This is a genomic window from Methanoregula sp. UBA64 (assembly GCF_002502735.1).
Taxonomy (GTDB): Archaea; Halobacteriota; Methanomicrobia; order Methanomicrobiales; family Methanospirillaceae; genus Methanoregula.
On sequence record NZ_DAQC01000006.1, the window covers coordinates 218,514 to 236,149 of the forward strand.

23 protein-coding genes are annotated in these 17,636 nt (G+C 50.3%); 13 read left to right on the top strand and 10 right to left on the bottom strand.

Translation table 11 applies throughout. The features are described from left to right. Positions 1 to 10 precede the first annotated feature (10 nt). The 4 genes from BP758_RS09530 to BP758_RS09545 form a co-directional block, all read right to left on the bottom strand. Positions 11 to 682 (bottom strand): hypothetical protein, encoded by a 672-nt coding sequence (locus BP758_RS09530; RefSeq protein ID WP_292370642.1) that lies wholly within the window; start codon positions 680 to 682, stop codon positions 11 to 13. Positions 683 to 732: 50 nt separating this feature from the next. Continuing rightward, positions 733 to 1,719: a hypothetical protein gene (locus BP758_RS09535; protein ID WP_292370643.1), complete on the bottom strand. Its 987-nt coding sequence runs from the start codon at positions 1,717 to 1,719 to the stop codon at positions 733 to 735. Between the two features lie 319 nt (positions 1,720 to 2,038). Further along, positions 2,039 to 2,182 carry a hypothetical protein gene (locus BP758_RS09540; protein WP_292370644.1) on the bottom strand — a complete coding sequence of 48 codons (144 nt, stop codon included), beginning with the start codon at positions 2,180 to 2,182 and terminating at the stop codon, positions 2,039 to 2,041. Between the two features lie 43 nt (positions 2,183 to 2,225). Continuing rightward, entirely contained in the window at positions 2,226 to 2,384 is a 159-nt protein-coding gene (locus tag BP758_RS09545; RefSeq protein ID WP_292370645.1) for a hypothetical protein, read from the bottom strand. Positions 2,385 to 2,740: 356 nt separating this feature from the next. On the opposite strand from BP758_RS09545, the gene BP758_RS09550 reads away from it, so the two are divergent. Continuing rightward, positions 2,741 to 3,388: a DUF3800 domain-containing protein gene (locus BP758_RS09550; protein WP_292370646.1), complete on the top strand. Its 648-nt coding sequence runs from the start codon at positions 2,741 to 2,743 to the stop codon at positions 3,386 to 3,388. A gap of 180 nt (positions 3,389 to 3,568) precedes the next feature. Here the strand turns inward: BP758_RS09550 and BP758_RS09555 are convergent, their stop codons facing one another. Together BP758_RS09555 and BP758_RS09560 are read right to left on the bottom strand one after the other, a co-directional pair. Further along, entirely contained in the window at positions 3,569 to 4,360 is a 792-nt protein-coding gene (locus BP758_RS09555; RefSeq protein ID WP_292370647.1) for a winged helix-turn-helix transcriptional regulator, read from the bottom strand. A gap of 46 nt (positions 4,361 to 4,406) precedes the next feature. Then, on the bottom strand, positions 4,407 to 4,853 hold the full coding sequence (locus tag BP758_RS09560) for a PPC domain-containing protein (protein WP_292370648.1): 447 nt from the start codon (positions 4,851 to 4,853) through the stop codon (positions 4,407 to 4,409). A 264-nt stretch (positions 4,854 to 5,117) separates the two neighbouring features. Here BP758_RS09560 and BP758_RS09565 point away from each other — a divergent pair, with 264 nt between their 5' ends. From BP758_RS09565 to BP758_RS09615, 11 genes are all read left to right on the top strand, one after another. Beyond that, positions 5,118 to 5,909 carry a hypothetical protein gene (locus BP758_RS09565; protein ID WP_292370649.1) on the top strand — a complete coding sequence of 264 codons (792 nt, stop codon included), beginning with the start codon at positions 5,118 to 5,120 and terminating at the stop codon, positions 5,907 to 5,909. Between the two features lie 250 nt (positions 5,910 to 6,159). Further along, positions 6,160 to 6,603 (top strand): hypothetical protein, encoded by a 444-nt coding sequence (locus tag BP758_RS09570; protein WP_292370650.1) that lies wholly within the window; start codon positions 6,160 to 6,162, stop codon positions 6,601 to 6,603. A gap of 191 nt (positions 6,604 to 6,794) precedes the next feature. Further along, positions 6,795 to 7,043 carry a hypothetical protein gene (locus BP758_RS09575; protein ID WP_292370651.1) on the top strand — a complete coding sequence of 83 codons (249 nt, stop codon included), beginning with the start codon at positions 6,795 to 6,797 and terminating at the stop codon, positions 7,041 to 7,043. Between the two features lie 39 nt (positions 7,044 to 7,082). Continuing rightward, on the top strand, positions 7,083 to 7,496 hold the full coding sequence (locus tag BP758_RS09580; protein ID WP_292370652.1) for a hypothetical protein: 414 nt from the start codon (positions 7,083 to 7,085) through the stop codon (positions 7,494 to 7,496). A 134-nt stretch (positions 7,497 to 7,630) separates the two neighbouring features. After that, on the top strand, positions 7,631 to 8,077 hold the full coding sequence (locus BP758_RS09585) for a hypothetical protein (RefSeq protein WP_292370653.1): 447 nt from the start codon (positions 7,631 to 7,633) through the stop codon (positions 8,075 to 8,077). A 450-nt stretch (positions 8,078 to 8,527) separates the two neighbouring features. Beyond that, positions 8,528 to 8,797, top strand: coding sequence for a hypothetical protein (locus tag BP758_RS09590; RefSeq protein WP_292370654.1), 270 nt, complete (start codon positions 8,528 to 8,530; stop codon positions 8,795 to 8,797). Beyond that, complete coding sequence (locus BP758_RS09595) at positions 8,794 to 9,186, top strand: hypothetical protein (RefSeq protein WP_292370655.1); 393 nt, start codon at positions 8,794 to 8,796, stop codon at positions 9,184 to 9,186. Before BP758_RS09590 ends, BP758_RS09595 begins: the two co-directional genes overlap by 4 nt. Before the next feature lie 762 nt (positions 9,187 to 9,948). Beyond that, positions 9,949 to 10,326, top strand: a complete 378-nt coding sequence (locus BP758_RS09600; protein ID WP_349680506.1) for a hypothetical protein — start codon at positions 9,949 to 9,951, stop codon at positions 10,324 to 10,326. A 153-nt stretch (positions 10,327 to 10,479) separates the two neighbouring features. Next, complete coding sequence (locus BP758_RS09605; RefSeq protein ID WP_292370656.1) at positions 10,480 to 10,644, top strand: hypothetical protein; 165 nt, start codon at positions 10,480 to 10,482, stop codon at positions 10,642 to 10,644. Beyond that, positions 10,634 to 11,116 carry a hypothetical protein gene (locus tag BP758_RS09610; protein ID WP_292370657.1) on the top strand — a complete coding sequence of 161 codons (483 nt, stop codon included), beginning with the start codon at positions 10,634 to 10,636 and terminating at the stop codon, positions 11,114 to 11,116. Before BP758_RS09605 ends, BP758_RS09610 begins: the two co-directional genes overlap by 11 nt. After that, positions 11,103 to 11,678 (top strand): hypothetical protein, encoded by a 576-nt coding sequence (locus BP758_RS09615; RefSeq protein WP_292370658.1) that lies wholly within the window; start codon positions 11,103 to 11,105, stop codon positions 11,676 to 11,678. The genes BP758_RS09610 and BP758_RS09615 overlap by 14 nt, the downstream gene beginning before the upstream one ends. Positions 11,679 to 11,957: 279 nt before the next feature. Here BP758_RS09615 and BP758_RS09620 read toward each other — a convergent pair whose 3' ends face one another. The 3 genes from BP758_RS09620 to BP758_RS09630 form a co-directional block, all read right to left on the bottom strand. Further along, complete coding sequence (locus BP758_RS09620; RefSeq protein WP_292370659.1) at positions 11,958 to 14,447, bottom strand: tetratricopeptide repeat protein; 2,490 nt, start codon at positions 14,445 to 14,447, stop codon at positions 11,958 to 11,960. A 340-nt stretch (positions 14,448 to 14,787) separates the two neighbouring features. Beyond that, positions 14,788 to 15,657: a hypothetical protein gene (locus BP758_RS09625; RefSeq protein ID WP_292370660.1), complete on the bottom strand. Its 870-nt coding sequence runs from the start codon at positions 15,655 to 15,657 to the stop codon at positions 14,788 to 14,790. 120 nt (positions 15,658 to 15,777) lie between these two features. Then, positions 15,778 to 16,161, bottom strand: coding sequence for a hypothetical protein (locus BP758_RS09630; RefSeq protein ID WP_292370661.1), 384 nt, complete (start codon positions 16,159 to 16,161; stop codon positions 15,778 to 15,780). A gap of 395 nt (positions 16,162 to 16,556) precedes the next feature. On the opposite strand from BP758_RS09630, the gene BP758_RS09635 reads away from it, so the two are divergent. Continuing rightward, positions 16,557 to 16,802, top strand: coding sequence for a hypothetical protein (locus BP758_RS09635; protein WP_292370662.1), 246 nt, complete (start codon positions 16,557 to 16,559; stop codon positions 16,800 to 16,802). A 46-nt stretch (positions 16,803 to 16,848) separates the two neighbouring features. On the opposite strand, the gene BP758_RS09640 is transcribed toward BP758_RS09635, so the two are convergent. Further along, positions 16,849 to 17,514: an MBL fold metallo-hydrolase gene (locus BP758_RS09640; protein ID WP_292370663.1), complete on the bottom strand. Its 666-nt coding sequence runs from the start codon at positions 17,512 to 17,514 to the stop codon at positions 16,849 to 16,851. Between the last annotated feature and the right edge of the window lie 122 nt (positions 17,515 to 17,636).

Below are 17,636 nucleotides of genomic sequence, written 5' to 3' on the forward strand. Positions count from 1 at the left end.
GCTTTTGGGATTATTCGCTTATCCAGGTTTGTGCGTTAACAGATACCGGCCCGGATATATTGACGGGAATTGCTTCGTGAATGTCGATATGATAGTTCCTCCCGGTTTTTCCCGGGGAAATCCCTTCAGTGGATAGGAATTCCATATCGAAAGTAATGCTTTTTGCCTCGGGACTGTCTGGTCGAATGGTATCGGGAATGTACACTTTTGTTGTGTAATTTTTGACATTTCCGGAATTGGAGACCCTGCTTGTGTACAGGGCTACTGAATCGTTTATCACCGGCAAGAGCGTCGTATCCTCAAGCGTACTGAAATCCGCTTCACCGGATGATTTGTAAAATCTTGCCTGAAGATCCGAAAGGTCGCCGGTATTTGTTTGAAATCCGAGCATTTTTCCGTCTTTTGTCATGACCAGCACAGAAGTCCAGTTCCCGAATTTCTGGTATTGGAGGTCTTTATCAGAAAATACCTCTTTTCCATTACGAACCGGAAGGGGAACAATAATTACGTCTCCAATTAACCCCCTGTGATCATCGAGACCTTTTACTGAAATCGTGTATGCGTCAATACTCGTCGCGGAATTTGGTTGGATCCAGAAATGGAGGAATGCAACACTCATCACGACAAAAAGTAATATCCCGGCAATTGCCACAATGTAGGTAAGTCTGTTATTCTCCGCCATGGGTAATCCTCCGGTATTTTGATAAAAAATTGGGTGATGTTATCCGGTTATCACCGTTTTGCATAATCAACCAGACCCATATTATATTTGAATCCCTCTAAAATGCAGTTTTTTGTGTCCTGAACCAGCGTTGGATCATGCTGCCAGTCACTGTTTGTATCCATCGTGTTCGTGATGTAACTCCGGTACTGGAGAGTATACGAAGCTAAGTTGGAGGCGGCGGTACTAACATCGGTTATGTGGTAATAATAGTAATTCGATGTTATGACATCGGAATATTCTATGTCGTTATACCATTCGTCGTTCAGGTAACTTTCATAGGCTTGATGATTGGCCGCATAAACCAGTGCATAATGGTAGGGATTAGACAGGTCTGACATGAAGTGCAAAGAATACGACAAATTCGTATAACCTGCGGTTAAATCCCCTCGATTTTTGATATGATCGCGGGCAATATTTGCATAGTTCTCTGCTTGATCCGCAGCTCCGGTAATATAATAATGATTTGCACTGAGTGACCAACTATCCGGGACCAGCGAATTTCTTGCCATAAGATCGCAGTAATACTGCAGGACTCCCATTTTTTGGCCGGCAACCTTTGCGAGATCATTATGAACGCCATAAGTCTCGCCCGGTGTTCCCCCCCATTGTGGCGATACTACCTGAGTTCTCCCAAGTAAAACCGAAGTTGCTCTAATCATAACCTTTTGCTGCTCATCGCTTGAAAGGTTTGATTGATTAGACCAAATTTCGTTCAATGTTGTAATTAATTCGGTTTTTTCCTGTGGTGCCAGGTTACTTTGCTGAATCCCTGCAATAATCTGATAACGTGTCTCGTTAATATCGGACGGATTGTCAGTTACCAGGTTGGGTTCACCAATTTGAATTACCGAAGTGTTACTTTCTGCATTCACCATCGGTACCATCGCCATCGCTGCGAGCAGCAGTGCCAGCAGCATGACGCCAATTTTCAATGTTTTCATGTTTTCTACCTCTGCACTTTTTTGCTTCGCCCGGAGGTACGGGAAAATCTTCACAGGATCTGGAGGAAAAAGTCCCCTGCCTTCAGGCAGACACGGGTTCATTTTGTTTTGTAAGACTGGTGTGAACCCGGACCTTCTTTTTGGGACAACCCCCCGGCTGTCCACGTTTGTGCGGGTTCGCGATGACAGATATAAGGATTCTAATCCGTATGTCTACCGGTTTTTCGGAATCGGCAGAAGGTTGGGCGGAAAATGTTGGGGGCGGTTTGCAGGATGCCGTTTCCGGCTGGATCAATTCAAAAGACGGGAATAGCGAATAACGGTCAGGTTATCCGGGAATAACAAATCCGGAAATGTTTCATTGAAAACAGGCTTAATCGCCAGAATTCCAGATCGATTTTACTATCTTCACAAAATACCGGAGGGCAACTGATCCAAGGAATACATAGAAGACCAGGAGTCCTGCCAGTGCAGCGAGGATGAACACAGTCGTAAGGATCAGGGACATATCTTCCATGAAATTACCTGCCGATGGGAACTATCTGGCAAGAGAATACCCATTATTCCTCCCGGGCCCGGTCGTCTTTACTACAGGCCCGCTCCTTTTCCATGAGGTACAGCAGCCATGCCGAATATATCCCGGTTCCGACAACTGCGGCCGCCATAACGAACCAGATGATCCCGACCCCGCAGTCATCGCCCAAGAGAAAGATCAGCATACACCTGCGGAAAGCCCCGAGATAAATCAGGATCAGGCAGGATATGCTGAGGATAAACGTGCACCCGTAGGCGGCTATCTCAAGGTCCCGCCAGGTGATTTCCGGGGTTTTGGAAGGTATGGGCACGGTCACCACCTCATGGTTTTTTTTATGGGGATTCGTTCCCCGGTCTGTCCGTGCGTGTGCGATTCGTGATGGCAGATAAAACGGTTCTGACCTGTACCTCTACCGATCGGATCGGCAAACGATTAGGCCGGGAAATGTTGAGGCGACAGCTCGCGTCTTAAAAATCCCGCCGGGTTCCGGTGGCCCCCAGAACCTCACGCAAATATACTTCGTTCTCATATATTTCTCCCGTGAAGATCTACATCGACGAATCGGGAGACCTCGGGTTTACCGATCGTTCGTCGCCATACTTTGTCATCGCAGCTCTCATCGTCCACGACCCGCTCGCGATCCACCGCTGCTTTGCAAAAATCCGGAGAAACAAACTGAAGAAAAAATACAAGGAACTTCCAGAATTCAAATTCAACAATTCCAGCCCGGAGATCAAGAGACGCATCCTTGGCTGTATTGCATCTGCCAACGCGGACATTGCATATTGTGTGCTCAGAAAAGAACAGGTCTATCCCCACCTGAGGCTGAATCACCTGATTATCTATAACTACCTGACCGGGTCCCTCATCTCCCATATCGTCCAGCGGTACCATGATAGTGGCCCGGTTGATATCACCGTGGATAAATCTCTCAACGGGATCCAAAGGGAGGCCTTTGACCAGTATCTCATCTACAAAACGTTTGAAAAGAACCCGGCAGGCAATCCTGCAGAAATTCCTATCGGGATCGAACACGCTGATTCAAAGAATGAACCCTGTATTCAGGCTGCCGATTTCATAGCTGGCGCACTGCATTATTATTACCGTACTAATGACGATACGTTTTCCGGAATTATCGGCGAAAAAGTCACGCTGGCATTTGATTATTTCAACGGGCCGCAGAAATGAACAGTGAACCCTTCCCTACTTTGTCCCATCCACCTCAGGGTGGCATCATCCGTTTCGGGAAGGACTTACTCACTGGTCTATACATATGTCACTCAATATTAATAAATTTCCATAAACTACCGGTCTTCAACGGTATGAGGATCGGTTCTCCTTTCTGTTGCCTTGATTACATCTCCCGGTTCATCCCCGGCCGTCCGCGCTCCCGGGCGATTCCCCGGCACTCATCCCGGTATACTGCCTGAACACATTCAACCCGGCAGGACACAGGGTATAGCGGACAGCCCTTCCCTTTTTGCTGGTGGAGATGATCCCGTCCCCTGCCAGCCTTTTTGTGTGCCACGTGATCGACGGGCCGGCAATCCCCACGATCCCGGCGATGTCCTTGCGTGAAACCTCGGGGGAGGCGGCAAGGATCTCAAGGATCTTCCGTGTAGTCGGGTTCTGCAGGTGGAAAAAGACCCTCTTTTCAAGCGTATTGTACCGGCCGTTGTTCTCGAAATACCGTAACGACCTCCCGCTCCCAAAGGATACGATTCTCCTTTTTGCTTCTAAGATCAGCAGGTGGTACTTCAGGGTGCCTTCCTTAATCCCGGTCAGCCGTTCAAGGGTTACAAACCTCACGCCCGGGTTTGCCGCAATGGATGCAAAGATCTCCCGGCGGTTCTGGTTCCACAGGACCGCGTTCTTCTCGACCTTCCGGTATCCGAGGGCCAAAAGCAGCTTTAAAGAAAAGAAGAGCTCGACCGGGTAGACAAGCACCGGGCAAAACGACAGCGCCAGGGCAATGAGCATCTCCCGCAGGTCAAGGTCAAAGAACGATATCGGTTTAGTGTCCAGGGGCGGGCCGTCTGTCGCGCCGGCTTTCGCCGGGGCCACGCTGTACCCGCCATAATCCGCGGTAACCGCCGGTATGCACGCTGCCAGTAAAAGGAAAAAAATGAGGGCAGCAGCCCTCACCGGGCGGGGTCTCATTGGTGAATGGTTCTCTATGATGGGATATCAGATTTATGGTTCGATTTTAATATGGGGTAAAATTATAACTCTGCGTCCCAAGGACCGTCATCCCGTACACCTTGAACCGCCAGGTTCCGGGTGCAATTCCGCCGCTTCTGCTGATCGTAATGAAGATCCTCCCGTCCGTTGCGCCGTCATCCGCATCGTAATACGGCCCGAGCGTCCCGTCCGGGGCAATAACCGTAAGCGCGAGGGAATCAGGGACATATCCCCAGTTGAGGTCAACGGTAAGGGAGGACTTTCCCGAAGGGACACTTGCTGTATGCCAGTCGGTCTCCCCCTGCGAGATAGTTCCAACGGTCATGGGCGACATGATCGCAGGCATATGCAGACTTCCGGCCGGGCTCACGGTATAGCCGGCACTTCTGTTGTCGGTACCCTGTGCAGAAACTCCCGATATGAGCACGATGGCGCAGACCAGGATTGCGAGGCTCGTTACGGATACTTTCATAGTAACCGGTGAGCGGGTTTTGGAATCCGGCTCATAACGTTTCTAACGCAATCGTCTACCGATCAGGGATCCGGTAGACACGGGAGTTAGAATCGTTATATCTCCCGAACCTGAGTTTTCCCGCGGGGCAGCCGGGGGTTGTCCCAAAAAAACCCGGGTTCTGCAAGACGACGAATTTTGCCGGGCCCGGGCCCGCCCGACGGCATGAGAACAGTATCGTAAACTATTGTGACCTGTCCTTCGAGCGGAGCGTATGTAAAAAAAATGGAGGAAAAAATGAAACATGTGAACTACGGCGTCATCCTGCTGGCACTGCTGCTCGCAGCGATGGCGATGATACCGATGGTGAGCGCCGCAGGAGAAAATTACGGCACTACCCAGCAGACTGTAATTACCACCGTTCAACATTCCATTGAAACAAATTCCAGCACGCCCCAGATGAATCAATCGGAATTTAGAACATATATCCAGAAAATGAGCCAAAAATATGGTTCTGATAAGGTCAAAGCGTTAACCACTCTCACCGGAGAACCCGACACACTTTCCCCACAGTTATCGTACGTTGGCGTTTGGACTGATCATCTCACAACTCCAAGTGGTGGAAATTCTGATTGTGCCTTAATGCTGTATAAATTCAATCAGGCAGATCCAAGTGGAAAGGACCACTATTATTACTGGCAATGGACATCAGCTCAGCCCAATTCTGGAGTGGTTTTAACTGACTTCTGGAACAAAGTTCAGCTGACAAATGGAAACTCCCGTTTGATTACCTATAATCCCGGTTCCACGATCACGGGCAATCAGCAGACAGTAAATGTCGGGATATCTACAGGATATTCCGGAATTAACTTTAATATCGGGGGAGCCTTTGTTCTCCATCAAGATACTGTCAAGCCCAAAGCCGGAGACTGTCAGGTTGGGTACGGTGGAAAATACGCGGTTGAATGGAGTGGGATATATGGAAACCCCCAGGAAATTCATGGTGCGATGCACATGGATATTCCCTCGGGGCAATCCCTTACGTCAACATGGACTAATTCATTGACCGCAGTATGATCGAAACGTATCTCCACAAGAAAGATACCTAAAATCTTCCCTTTTTTTTTAATATATCCCGTAACAAAAATCTGCATAAGTACTCTATTTTAGGCGTGAATCTCAACAGGTGCCTCGTGGCTCGTCACTCGCCGATCACCCCGGTTTTCCCGGAGAATCCGGTAGATGCTCGCGCTAGAATTGTTATAGGGACCTAGACTACAATCTCACCGATGGACTTCGCAGGAGTCCTCAGGTGGGTTATTTTGCTATGGAACGGAAAATCGGCTTGCTCGTATTATTGGTTATGGGAATTATTGTGAGTGTAATCGGGTTTGCCCTTGCCCAATTTCTCCCGACACTTATCATCATTGTTCTTATCGTTGCAGTGTTTCTCTACTTGGATTACCAGGAATCGCATAAAGAGGGTCAGAAAGATCTCAAAAAAAAAGCCGCTGCTGCCGTATTCGTGATCGTTACCGCGTATTGCATGATAACCGGCTTGTGGATTTTCTGGGCGGGAATTACTGCTATTCTCTATGTAGAAACTCTCGCTGACTCGATAATGGAACGATGTGATGCCCGTCACCGGGTCGATCCCGGTACGGGAACAATGCAGACACCGTCAACGGGAAACACCCTTGAGCCCATCAGGCAATCACTATTCCTTCTTGAGCAGCGGGTGAATGTGCTCGAAAAGGAGAAGGGAAAGTGAAGTCAGATCTCCTCTTGTTTTTTGCCATAACCGTAATCGGATCACAGGATAAAGGAGGATGCGTGCTTTGAAAATGGAAAACCCAAAAATTTTTTTTTAAAACCGGCGCACTGATTGCCATTTTAATTCTTTTCATAGCCGCTGCCGGCTGTGCATCAGAGAATAAAATCAGCAAAGACGAAGCGATCCGCGTGGCCCTTACTGACACCAGGACCATTCAGGCAATTAACAACAGCGCCTATAACGTATCTGAAGTCAGCACTGCAAATCTGGGTGTTGGCACACAAGCCCAGAATGAAGTATACTGTGTTTCGATAACCGTTCTGGACGGCAGCAATAAACGGGTAAATGTCTTTGTGACGTACGACGGGAAGGTGGCGCTCGTCGATGTCCCGTATCCTGCGATAACACCTCCTCATTACCCGGGAAGTACCTCATGAATAGTGTTGTGGGGGATACCTGCGGCGGGGTGTAGTGCAATGGAACGAAAAAACGTTGGAATGAGGGTTCCGTGGTATTTCCTGATAACGATCATCATAGCAGGCATAGTGACAGGAGGGATCTATTTGTTCACGATACAGCCATCGACCTCTCCCAAGATCTCCGTGACGGGAACGGTAAATATCACCGGTGGGGGTCATTACACCCTGATCTCGGATAACGGTACAGTATATTATCCCCTGAATCCTGAAGTGATCCATTTTCCCCCGGGGACAAGTGTCTACTGGGAAGCAGTCCCTGCCGATTCAGCAAATCTTTCTTCTGGCATTCCTGTCGAGATCCTGGTGATAACAGAATATGTTCCACCTTTAGACACAGTACGGGTTAATTTCACAATAAACGGCGAGTCTGCACCGGTTCCGCCAATTGCCACAACTCCACCCCGCGTTTGATCAGCATTGTGCAACAAATTGACAAATCCTCGTTTTTCCAACGCATCCCTTTTTTGGTAGACTGCCGCGCTAGAACCGTTAAATCCCCGGTAAAGAAATCTTCCTGCGTGATGAACCGGGGGTTGTAACAGGATATGTCGGCAAAAACCCAAAATTCCTTTAATTTTTTCCGGACGATCGCGATATCCACGATCATTATCCTTCTCTGGGTTGTCCCGTTTTTAATCCTCTTGTGGCAGGCAGGAACGCCCGGCAGCCAGCTCTGGGGTTTGATCTCCCTTATTGCGCTTCCGGCCACCATCGCATCCCCCCTGGTATATGGCTGGTTGTCCCGTGATTCAACCGGCGCAATACTTATCGGGACATTACCGTTCCTCATTATAACCGGCCTGGTAATCATTACCGGTAACGGCCCTGGAGGCTCCCAATACCTGGCCTACAGGATTGCGTATATCGCATCACTGATTCTGGCTGGCGGACTGGAAGGTTTTTTTGCAGCAAAGAAAACGACAGGACATTTAGTGATCGCCCTGCTCCTTGCAGTACTCTGGGCGGGGATATTTTTCAGCGGAATTCACTGATTTTTTTAATCCCTCTTACCGGTTTGATCAGCATTGTACAACGAATGGACAATATCCTGTTTTTCCCCCCGATACGTCCCGCTTTGGTAGATCCTTGCGTTAGAACGGATATATATCGCCTGGGAAAACCCCTCCTTCGTGGACAGCCGGGGGTTGTCCCGTAAATGTATGGACTGGTCTTGTGCAGGTGACGAACTGCACCGGGCCCGGTCTACCCGCGGATACGGGAAGCTTTCACCTGGCTAAGGGTGTAAGGAATTTTCCCGTTTCTCCCGGGCCGACAATACAAGGAAGTGATACCATAGGATTCACGCACAAAGGTCAGGATGGCTCCGACGGTTCAGGGAAGGATGCCATTCAGGTTTGCAAAGAAGAACGACAGACCGGCCCGGGCCGGGGACCTGGCAGGGCAGCGATACCAAAAACCGGTATCGGGAGGCAGGGATAACGATGGTGAAGAGTAACTCCGTGACAGAGAGCGAGATCCCGCTCTACCTCCTGCCCCGGGCACTCGCCCACCAGATCAACCGTATCGGCGACTCCGTATACCGGGTCAGCGTGAAACGCACGCACTGGCACCATTACAACCTCTCGGTGAGGACCCGGTCCCTGCCAAAGGAACTCGCCCCGGGGTGTGGCAGAGAACCGGTACGTCCCGGGGATCTTCCAAAGGAATACCGGAATAATGACGGTACACCGGATCCGGGATGTGAGGCATGAAACGGGGCTCGCCTCCGTACCGGGCCCTCTCTGACGCTCTTCCCCTTGCACGCCGGCGCGGGATAACCCAGGCCGCGGTGCGTGCCCCGGAAAACCTGTATGATTTTACGATCGTCTCGGCACTCCCTCTCGCATTTGTACGTGTCACCTCTTGTTCACGGATTCATGCACCGGCCGCAGAGCTCGCAAACGAGTTCCGGGACGAGCTCTTCGGGCTCGGCCGGATCCCGGTGCATACGGACATATCACGTGAACTCTGGCTCCGCTCGCGGCATGGCACCTGGCGGTTCCTTCGCCTCACGCCGGACTCCCTGGTCGAGCTCGGGCAGGACGGCAGGGTTCTTTTGGGAAAAACCGCGGCCGCCGGAAAAAAAGCAATCTTATCCTGAAAGGAGGGCAACTCCCCGCAGGGGAGGAACCCTCCCCCCTCCTTTCCCGTGGTAAATGGAAACGTCCCTTTTTTACCCCCCGGACCCCCCCCGAAAATACCGTTCATGCCCTGTTTTGGAATGGCCCGAAAACAAGCCCAAATCGGGCTCCGTTTGCCCCGGACCTCTCTTCCGGAGGTAATAATTCGGGAAAACGCGGTAATAATTCGGCCGGAAACACCCCGTTTTACGCCGGAGAACCCGAGGTAACAGATAGCAGCATTACAGCGGCGAAAGTACGGGGCGATCGTATTTCAGCCCGTTTTTGATAAAAAAGGGCCTGGAAACGAAGATATGCCCTTTTTGGTAAAATGATCCTTTTTACGACGTAGAACCACCCTCCCATTTTTGCGAAATTGTCCGGCGCGTTTCCTGCCCCGGATTGCCCTAAAATCCTCGTATAATGCCCGGTTTTACCCTCTGAAAATTTATTCAGCCAGAGATATCCTCTCTTACGTCGTAGAATACTATGTCAAAAGGGCCCTTAGATGACCCCGGGAAAACCCCGGGCCGGCAGGAGATGCGCGAAGACCCTGCCGGGAACCATGCCGGATCCGTAAAAGCGGGTCCGGCCTAAAAAAAAAAGGAGTTGACACACATGGGAGATTTCGTACAACACTCGGATGAAAAACCGCGGTCCGCACACTTGCAACCCCGATCGAAAATGTTGCGGGCTTTGAAGCACTGGTCCAGTCAGTCATCGCAACAAACCCGTTTGGCTGCGTGTCCTACAAGAGCGGCGGCACAACCCACGCTCCGGTCGAGAAGACAAAAGAGAACTACGTAGTCAGGATCGTGTACCAGAACAGCGACGCCAAGGTAGTAGGGAACAATAACGGCAGGTTCAACTCGGTCGCCGGGTTCAATGCCGGTGCCGCCGCCCTGCTTGCCGATACCGCACTTGCTGCGGCCCACGGCGGCTCGCCTGCCCGGGACACCGACACCGAAACGTACTCGGCAACCCTCAAATGCAATGACCCGAACGGTGAGCTCTACAACTTGACGTTCACCAGGAGCCAGGTGACCCTCTCCTCGTACATGGACGATGCGATCCGGGCAAAGGTCGAGACCTGGGCCGACACCGTTCCTGCCCTCGCATAAAAAAAGGAGATCCCCGGATCACCAAAAACGCATTCTGCCGTTCTACCTCCGGCCCCCGTGCGAAAGGAAGGGAGGAGACCCTTGTTCTCTCCCCCCTCCCTGCTTTGCCGGGCCGGTGTTTTAAAAAAAAAAATTACCTGAGGAGGTTACACCATGGAAAATGAAATGCTCGGGATAATACTTGGGGCGGTGCTCCCGGTCTATCCCCTCCTGCTCGTCATCTACCAGAAAATTGGCAGGTATGACGAGATTGTCGAGGAGTTTAAGAAACTCCAGAACGAACACGAAAAACTGTCGGGGCTGCACCATGCCGGATAATGCAGCAAGAGAACCTGTCGCGAAAGTGACCGGCCTCTACCGGGGGAAATTCTCCGGGCTCGAACCGCTCACTCCCGACAAACCCTTAAGCCTCGAAGAGGTCCGGCGCAATCCGATCTTCTACGAGCTGGATCTCAACCCGGATACGGGTGACGAGAACCTCATAATCGATCTCATCTACGACAACCTGTCCCCGCAGAGACTCCCGGATTTGATCCGGGGGACCGATATCCCGCACGGCATCCGGTTCTGGCCGGACTGGTTCGACATTCCGCCGTACCGTGAGATCCGGGACGTGGACGGCCGCTGGGTCTACCCCCGGGCTCCGGGGATCCACACCGTGCAGATCCGGACCGGCGTCCAAAGGCGGGCAAGGCTCGGCGGGAACCGGGATTTCCGCCCCGGGATGGGGGGATTTACGAGCCCGCTTTTCGAGTTCATGATCGCAGGGGAGGGCAATGTTCGAGAATGAAGTGCAGACAAGGGCCGCGATCTGCGGGACTGCCATCCTCATGGCCCTCGTCTTTTTCCTCGCGCACCTGCCGGCCGTTCTTCTCGTAGTCCCGGTCGCGGTCCTCTTTTTGGGCCTTGTCGCCGACCCGGAAGAGACGCATGCAGTCTGGTACGGGATGCTTTCTGTGCTCTGCATCTTCGACATCGCGGCGCTTTCCGATGCGGAGAAGGAGAACTACGCGGTAAAACGGCACTACTTCTGGTTTGGCGAGGCGGGGATGGCAGCGATCCTTGCCGGTCTTTTTGCCGTGCCGTCGGGGTTCTGGCTTGCCGGCCGGACCGATCCGGCGCTTGCCGCGATAGGGGCCGGCACCATCTTTCTCCCGCTCTTTGTCTTCCTGCCAAAGGTGATCAGGTGGGCAATGCAGGCGGACGTGGATGCCGCAATCGAAGCATTCGGGAAGAACGAGCACACAAAAAAAATGTTCTGGGCCGTTTTTGTTGCGGTTGCGGGGCTCGTGCTTGCCCGTGTTGCAGATCCGGCAATAGCACAGGAGATCATGCGGGCGATAGCCGGCTAAATCCCTTTTTTCCTTTTTAAAACCTGAAATGTGAAAATTGTGGTGGTGAGGATAGTGGGGGAGTTGATGAATGCATGAAACAACAAGCTCCGGGATTCCTGCGGCGCTCAAAAGGGCGGCCTGCCAGAGGGTGCAGCAGGGGAATGCAAATACACATGCAGCGATGAGCAGAAGTTGCCGAAGGCCGGGATCCCTGTTCCCGCATTAAAAAAATTAGGCCGGAGTTTTTTATGGATTCTTTGTTTTGGCCGGTGCGGTCGTTTTGGTCGGGGATCCTATTCAGCAGGTAACCTTTTCACGGGCCAATCCTTTTAGCAGTTCGTCCAGTTGTTCTATCTCCGGTGGATAATCCTTCAGGCACCCCTTTGCCTTATGGTAGCACTTTTCACTCTTGCCAATCAATGCCTGTTTTTTATCCCTATCAATTCCTTCTGTTTTGCTTAGTGTAAGGAACCGGTCGCCATGAGATGCCCAAATCTTTCCCAGCTCCCAGGATTTCTCCAGGAATTCGGCGTACCCGGGTTCTGCATCATGGATAATTTTCTCCAGTTCTTCAGGCGATTCTTGGTGCGACTTCGTGAAGTCGCAGAGTATCATGATCGCTGACACCCGGCTGTGGCTCTTCACATACCTGCACATTTCATCCCCCGCAGAGGTCTTCAGGGTATTCTGGGCATTGCGGTTCAGCAGGCAGAAGAAAGTCTCCATTTTCCCCAGGATCTCACGAATCCCCCACGCTTCAACTCCCTCCAGGTAGGATACGATCATCCTGGCCTCTTTCCAGGTACCAATATCCCAGCCCTTGGTTTTTTTCAGGCCCGCGATCAGTTTGCATTTCACGGTGTGGTTAGCCTTTCCCGGGTCCGGATGCGTACAACAGCAACCGGCTAGTACGGCGAGCAGGTAACAGTCAGGATTGTTTGGGGCCATACGGATCAGGGCCATGGTCTGCTCCTTAGCCATCACGGCCCGTTCCGGAAATAACCGCTTTGGTAATAACAGGTTGACAAGAGCCCGGTTGTACAGGGCATAATCAAGGAAGGGAGCAGATTTCAGTACGCGGGAAAACAGGTAATCCGCTTTTTCCAGGTCCTGCCAGTCTATCGTACCGTTGCAACCGAGTCCCCTGTTGAGATAGAGGAGGCCCAGGATATTCAGCTGACGGATAAATGAAAAATCCTCCGGTATTATCCCGTCTTCCCGATTTCCCGAAAATCTCACAACGGCCTGTATCGCGGTATGCAGGCAGGCAATACCCTTCCCGTAAATTTCCCTCTCATAGCAGCCTGCCTCTTTTTTCACCTCGGCCTGGAGGAGGTATAACAAACCCTGTGTAACAAAAACTTCCGGGTACCGGAGAGTATGCAGATTATGGGATATGGTTATCAGGCATGCAGCATCCTCCAGGCTCCTGCCGGTCTCGATAGGCGGGCAGTCCCCCCTCGTATTATTGGGCCATCCAACGCAATTCTCACAACTATCCCGGTGTTTCTCTTCGGTAAGATATTCCAGGTACGCAAGCGCATAATACGCCTCCCAGCGACGCGGCTGGTTTGCCAGCTCCTTCTTATATTCGGCAGTTGCTTTACGGACATAGATATCTGCCAAACGTTCGTTGCCGGAAGTGAGTGACAGTTCTTCATAGATCTTACCCCGGTTATAATGGAGCTTCTCGTAACTTCCGTCAAAATCCAGAGCGGCAGAAAAATTTTTGCATGCTTTTGTTAACAGTTCGTGTTTTTTCCCGCTTGCGGGTAACGAGGACCGGTAGAATTTCAGCCCCTCGTTAAAGAAGAATGTTGCTTCCCACCTCCGCGACCCTTCATTTCCCGTGAGTTCGGTAAATATTTTGCAGGCCAGTATTTTTACCATCAGCTCGGTATCCGGATATCCCAGAGAGAGATCTTTTTTATCGATCGTCTCTTTGATTTCCCTCATATCGTCGGGACGGACTGCCCAGCTGATCCCGCGTTTGTTTTTTGGATCGGCCATGGTGGCCGAAAGCACAAAATTGTTGCCCATGTACCCGTACATCCCGGACAATCGGGCGCCATTGACTCTCTCGCTGAAAAAAGCAATGATTGCCCCGATGGGAATGGTGAAGGAGCCAACCGATACTGACTGGCTTTTAAGGATTGGTTCACTATCCTCAATTTCTTTGAGTTGCTGAAGCGATGCAATGGGAGGGAAAGGACGTTCCATCTGGTTGGGTTCCCTCAGATCCTTTACCCAACCCTCCGTATTGACATCTTTATACATTGCAACAATATCGTTGAGTTCTGCCTGAAGCAGATCGCTGTAATGTCCGGTCGTTTTTCCCGGTGTTGTTTTCTCGGTGGATGTTCCTACGGGTGTATCAGCGAGGGACATATCCACGAAATCATAAAAAACAATATACGTCTCTTTTGTCTTTACAAAATAATGAAAAGACGAGATCAGGATACAGAGAACGATAAAGTAAAGGAACCCCTGTATTGAGAGGATAGCATTCAAGGCTTGGGTTGAATTTAAACTGAAATTGTCCCAGAATAAGATCCACGGGCTGGAAAGAGTACTCTGGCTGCCATTGAAAAAAGCAACAAGTTCCTCTATGAAGTATTTTGCCAGAAGGATGCCGAATAATACAATTGCTGCCACGATCATCGTGGGGAGAACCCCGAACCGGATATGTTTCCGGTAAATCCGGACAAGCTTAAGGTAACCCCTGTGAAGGGTAAACTGAAGCCCGGCTATCGGGATAAAGAGTGAAAGAGGAAATTTTTCAATCATACTGCGCATCACCCGGGGGCGGATCCATCAGAGAAAGTAAGATCTGTATGGATATATTTAGTTTTTTATAAAAAATGGGCGCTGACCGGGGTCGCCCGGCTGTACCCCCTTGAACGGTACTGAAGGATAGTGTCTTTTGGGACGCGGATCCGACAGAACGCGTATATTTCCTTCGGCCGGAAGAAACAGTGCCCTGTGGGATTATAAAGAAAGATCCGTCTTTGACCATTTTGACAAACCCGGCAATATTTTCACCCCGCTGCGTCATCGTGTCGATTCTATCCACGTCTGATTCAGCATTCTTCCGGGTAGGGATAGCGGTATTAAAAAACAGGTTGTGTTATCCGCTTGTTAGATGGCGGGAGAGCCGGGTATTTGATATCCATCCCGTGAGTTTATCTGTTGCTTTTCCGGTCTTGGTTACGAAGATATCCTGGCACAGGGAAATCTTTTCCATGAGATCTTTGGCATCACCGATTGTTGCAGATTCGGATACAACAATAAAACCGTTATTTAACCCGAATTCAAATCCTTTTTTCTTTTGATCCTCAAGGAAATCCGCTAATGTTTTACCGTTCGAAGCATCTTCGTTAGCATCGGATTTTTGCTCAATCAGGATATCTTTGACATACTTATCGATACTGCTTGCATGGATCATATACGCTGGTGAACCATCCCCTTTTAGGATAGGCAGACGGGTGGTTTCGCAATCATCGTCAAACTTTTTTCGGAGTTCGGTTAACAGGATCTCGCTTTCTTTCCGGTCATTCCCGTTATTGTTTTTCATGCTCATGACGGTCATCTCCGAAATTTTTTTCATTATCCCGGAGACCGGTTGTGCTGCCAGATCTTCCTGTGTATCCTGTTTTAGGAGTTCCTGTAACTGTTTATTGGATTCACGGACCTGTTTACTTGCCGATTCAAAATTTTCCTTGCCGAAATAGAATGCGATTACCGTTCCGATCCATGTAGCAAAAACGGGAAGAATAATATTCAGGGTCGATGAGGGATTGGAATCCCTGGCCATTACGAATATTGCAAATCCAATGATTGCTGCTATCCCCACAATTATGATAATAAGCGCAATTTTTTTGACGGTTTCACAATCCCTGCAGGAGGTATCCGCCCATTCACTGTTCCTCTGGGCGGTGTCACTGGATTGAGGGGTAGGTCCTGCAGAAGAATCCCTCTGGTTTTTTGTATCTGCCATTGGTCATCCCCACATTATTCTGTGCAATATATTATTTTTACAAATATATAATAAATGCCGATCTCCTCTCCGGGATCTCCAATTGCCGTGAGATTCTGAAATAAAAAATAAAAAACGGATTTATTCCCTCTTTGACCCGGTTAAAACCAGGGTAAATATGGAATTCCCATCCCATACTATCTTATCCGGGGATGTCTCCAGGTGGCCATATTTTACAATAACCGTGTGAGAGCCGGAGGACCTTACTTTTTGTGGAACCCAGAAATGAAAAGGACGGACAGCCCCAATGTTCTCCATCTTTGTTCCCCCGGTATCTCCGGTATCTACGCCATCAATAAAAACTCCAAATGTAAGCTGCCCTGTTTTAATGCAACGATAATCAAAAAACATGGAGGGTACCTGATTTATGTCACACGTAAACGTATCTTTTGGAGGATTTCCACTGGCGCTATGACCGTAAATTCCAAGAATTTCCGCATTTCCTCTTGTAAATGGTTCGACCATATCTTCACAACCTGCATCAACAGAACCCAAAAGATTATGGAAATCTCTTGGGGTATTGTGCAGATTACAATAATGCTATTGTTATTATATAATTATTTATATTGTATTTGGGTGTAACAGGCTTAAAAATGAATCTTTTTACTGCCGCTTCCTCGCAATAATCAAAAATGCCCGGACCACGGGATATTCTCCGATTCCGCATCCTTCCCGGAAAATCCCGGCACATGGAAAAATCGGATTTTTTCACCCCTTTTCGTATCCGGGTACCGGAACGACCGGATTTTTTATTAAAAAATGCTGCGATTATCGCTGGTTATTAAAAAATCCCGGAAAAATTAAAAGAGTGACCGCAGTGCCATTACCAGGCTCTGCAGGGGATTATTGCCGGACCCGGCATGCCCGGCCGTACCGGCGCCCGGCCCGGTCACCTGGACGTGGATGCCGCAATCGAAGCATTCGGGAAGAACGAGCACACGAAAAAAGTGTTCTGGGCCGTTTTTGTTGCGGTTGCGGGGCTCGTGCTTGCCCGGGTGCTGGACCCGGAGGCGGCCCGGCAAATCGTGGGGGTGATCGCCGGGATGGGGGGTGAACCTCCCGCGAATTATGCACGGACATTTCCGGCAAAACTTCCTTTTTTTTAAGTTATTGCAGGGCAGCTGCCTGTCGTATGGGGTTCAATCCTTTTTTTTAGTGCGAGAGTTTTTCTGCAAAACCTGCAACTTTTTTTGCCGCACCGGTGAGAATGGGCTGATCATGGCCTGAAAGCATGACCTCGTAGTCCAGGGAACCCATTTTTTTAATCGATGCAAGCGATTGTGTCTCATTCCCCTGGTAATTCAGGGGCTCTATGAACTCATCCCCCTTCATGCGCAGCGTATCCCCCGAGAAGAGCACGTTCTTTGAGGGGCAGTAAAGCCCGATATTCCCCGGGGTATGGCCCGGCAGCTCCACAACAACCAGGCCGCCAAGGACCGGGATCACATCCTTATCCCTGAGCCGTACATCCACCGGGCACGGAACGTGCCTGAGGAACGGCCGGATCAGGCGTAACAGGAATGCCATGGCAAACGAGGACTTTGGGATCGGGACAGGTTTTGTCCCTTCGACTGCATCCGCATCAACGGCACTTGCCATGACGCGGGCACCCGATATATCGCGAAGGGCTTTGAGGCCCCCGATATGATCCGGGTGCGCATGCGTGACGATGATCTGCCTGATGTCCGCGGGACCATAGCCGGATTTTTTTATCTCTTCAAGGATCCGTTTTTCAGAATGTCCCATTCCTGCGTCGATAAGGGTGATGCCGTTGTCCAGGATCATATAGACATGGCCGCCGCTTACTCTGTCCAGCATCTGGATTTCCGGAGTTATCTGAACCATAGTTATCACCCGGTCGTTACTCAAAGCCGGTATAATCGTTACTGACAACTTGTCAGTGACATTTTGTCATTGGGTCGGATATAGGTATCGGCCGG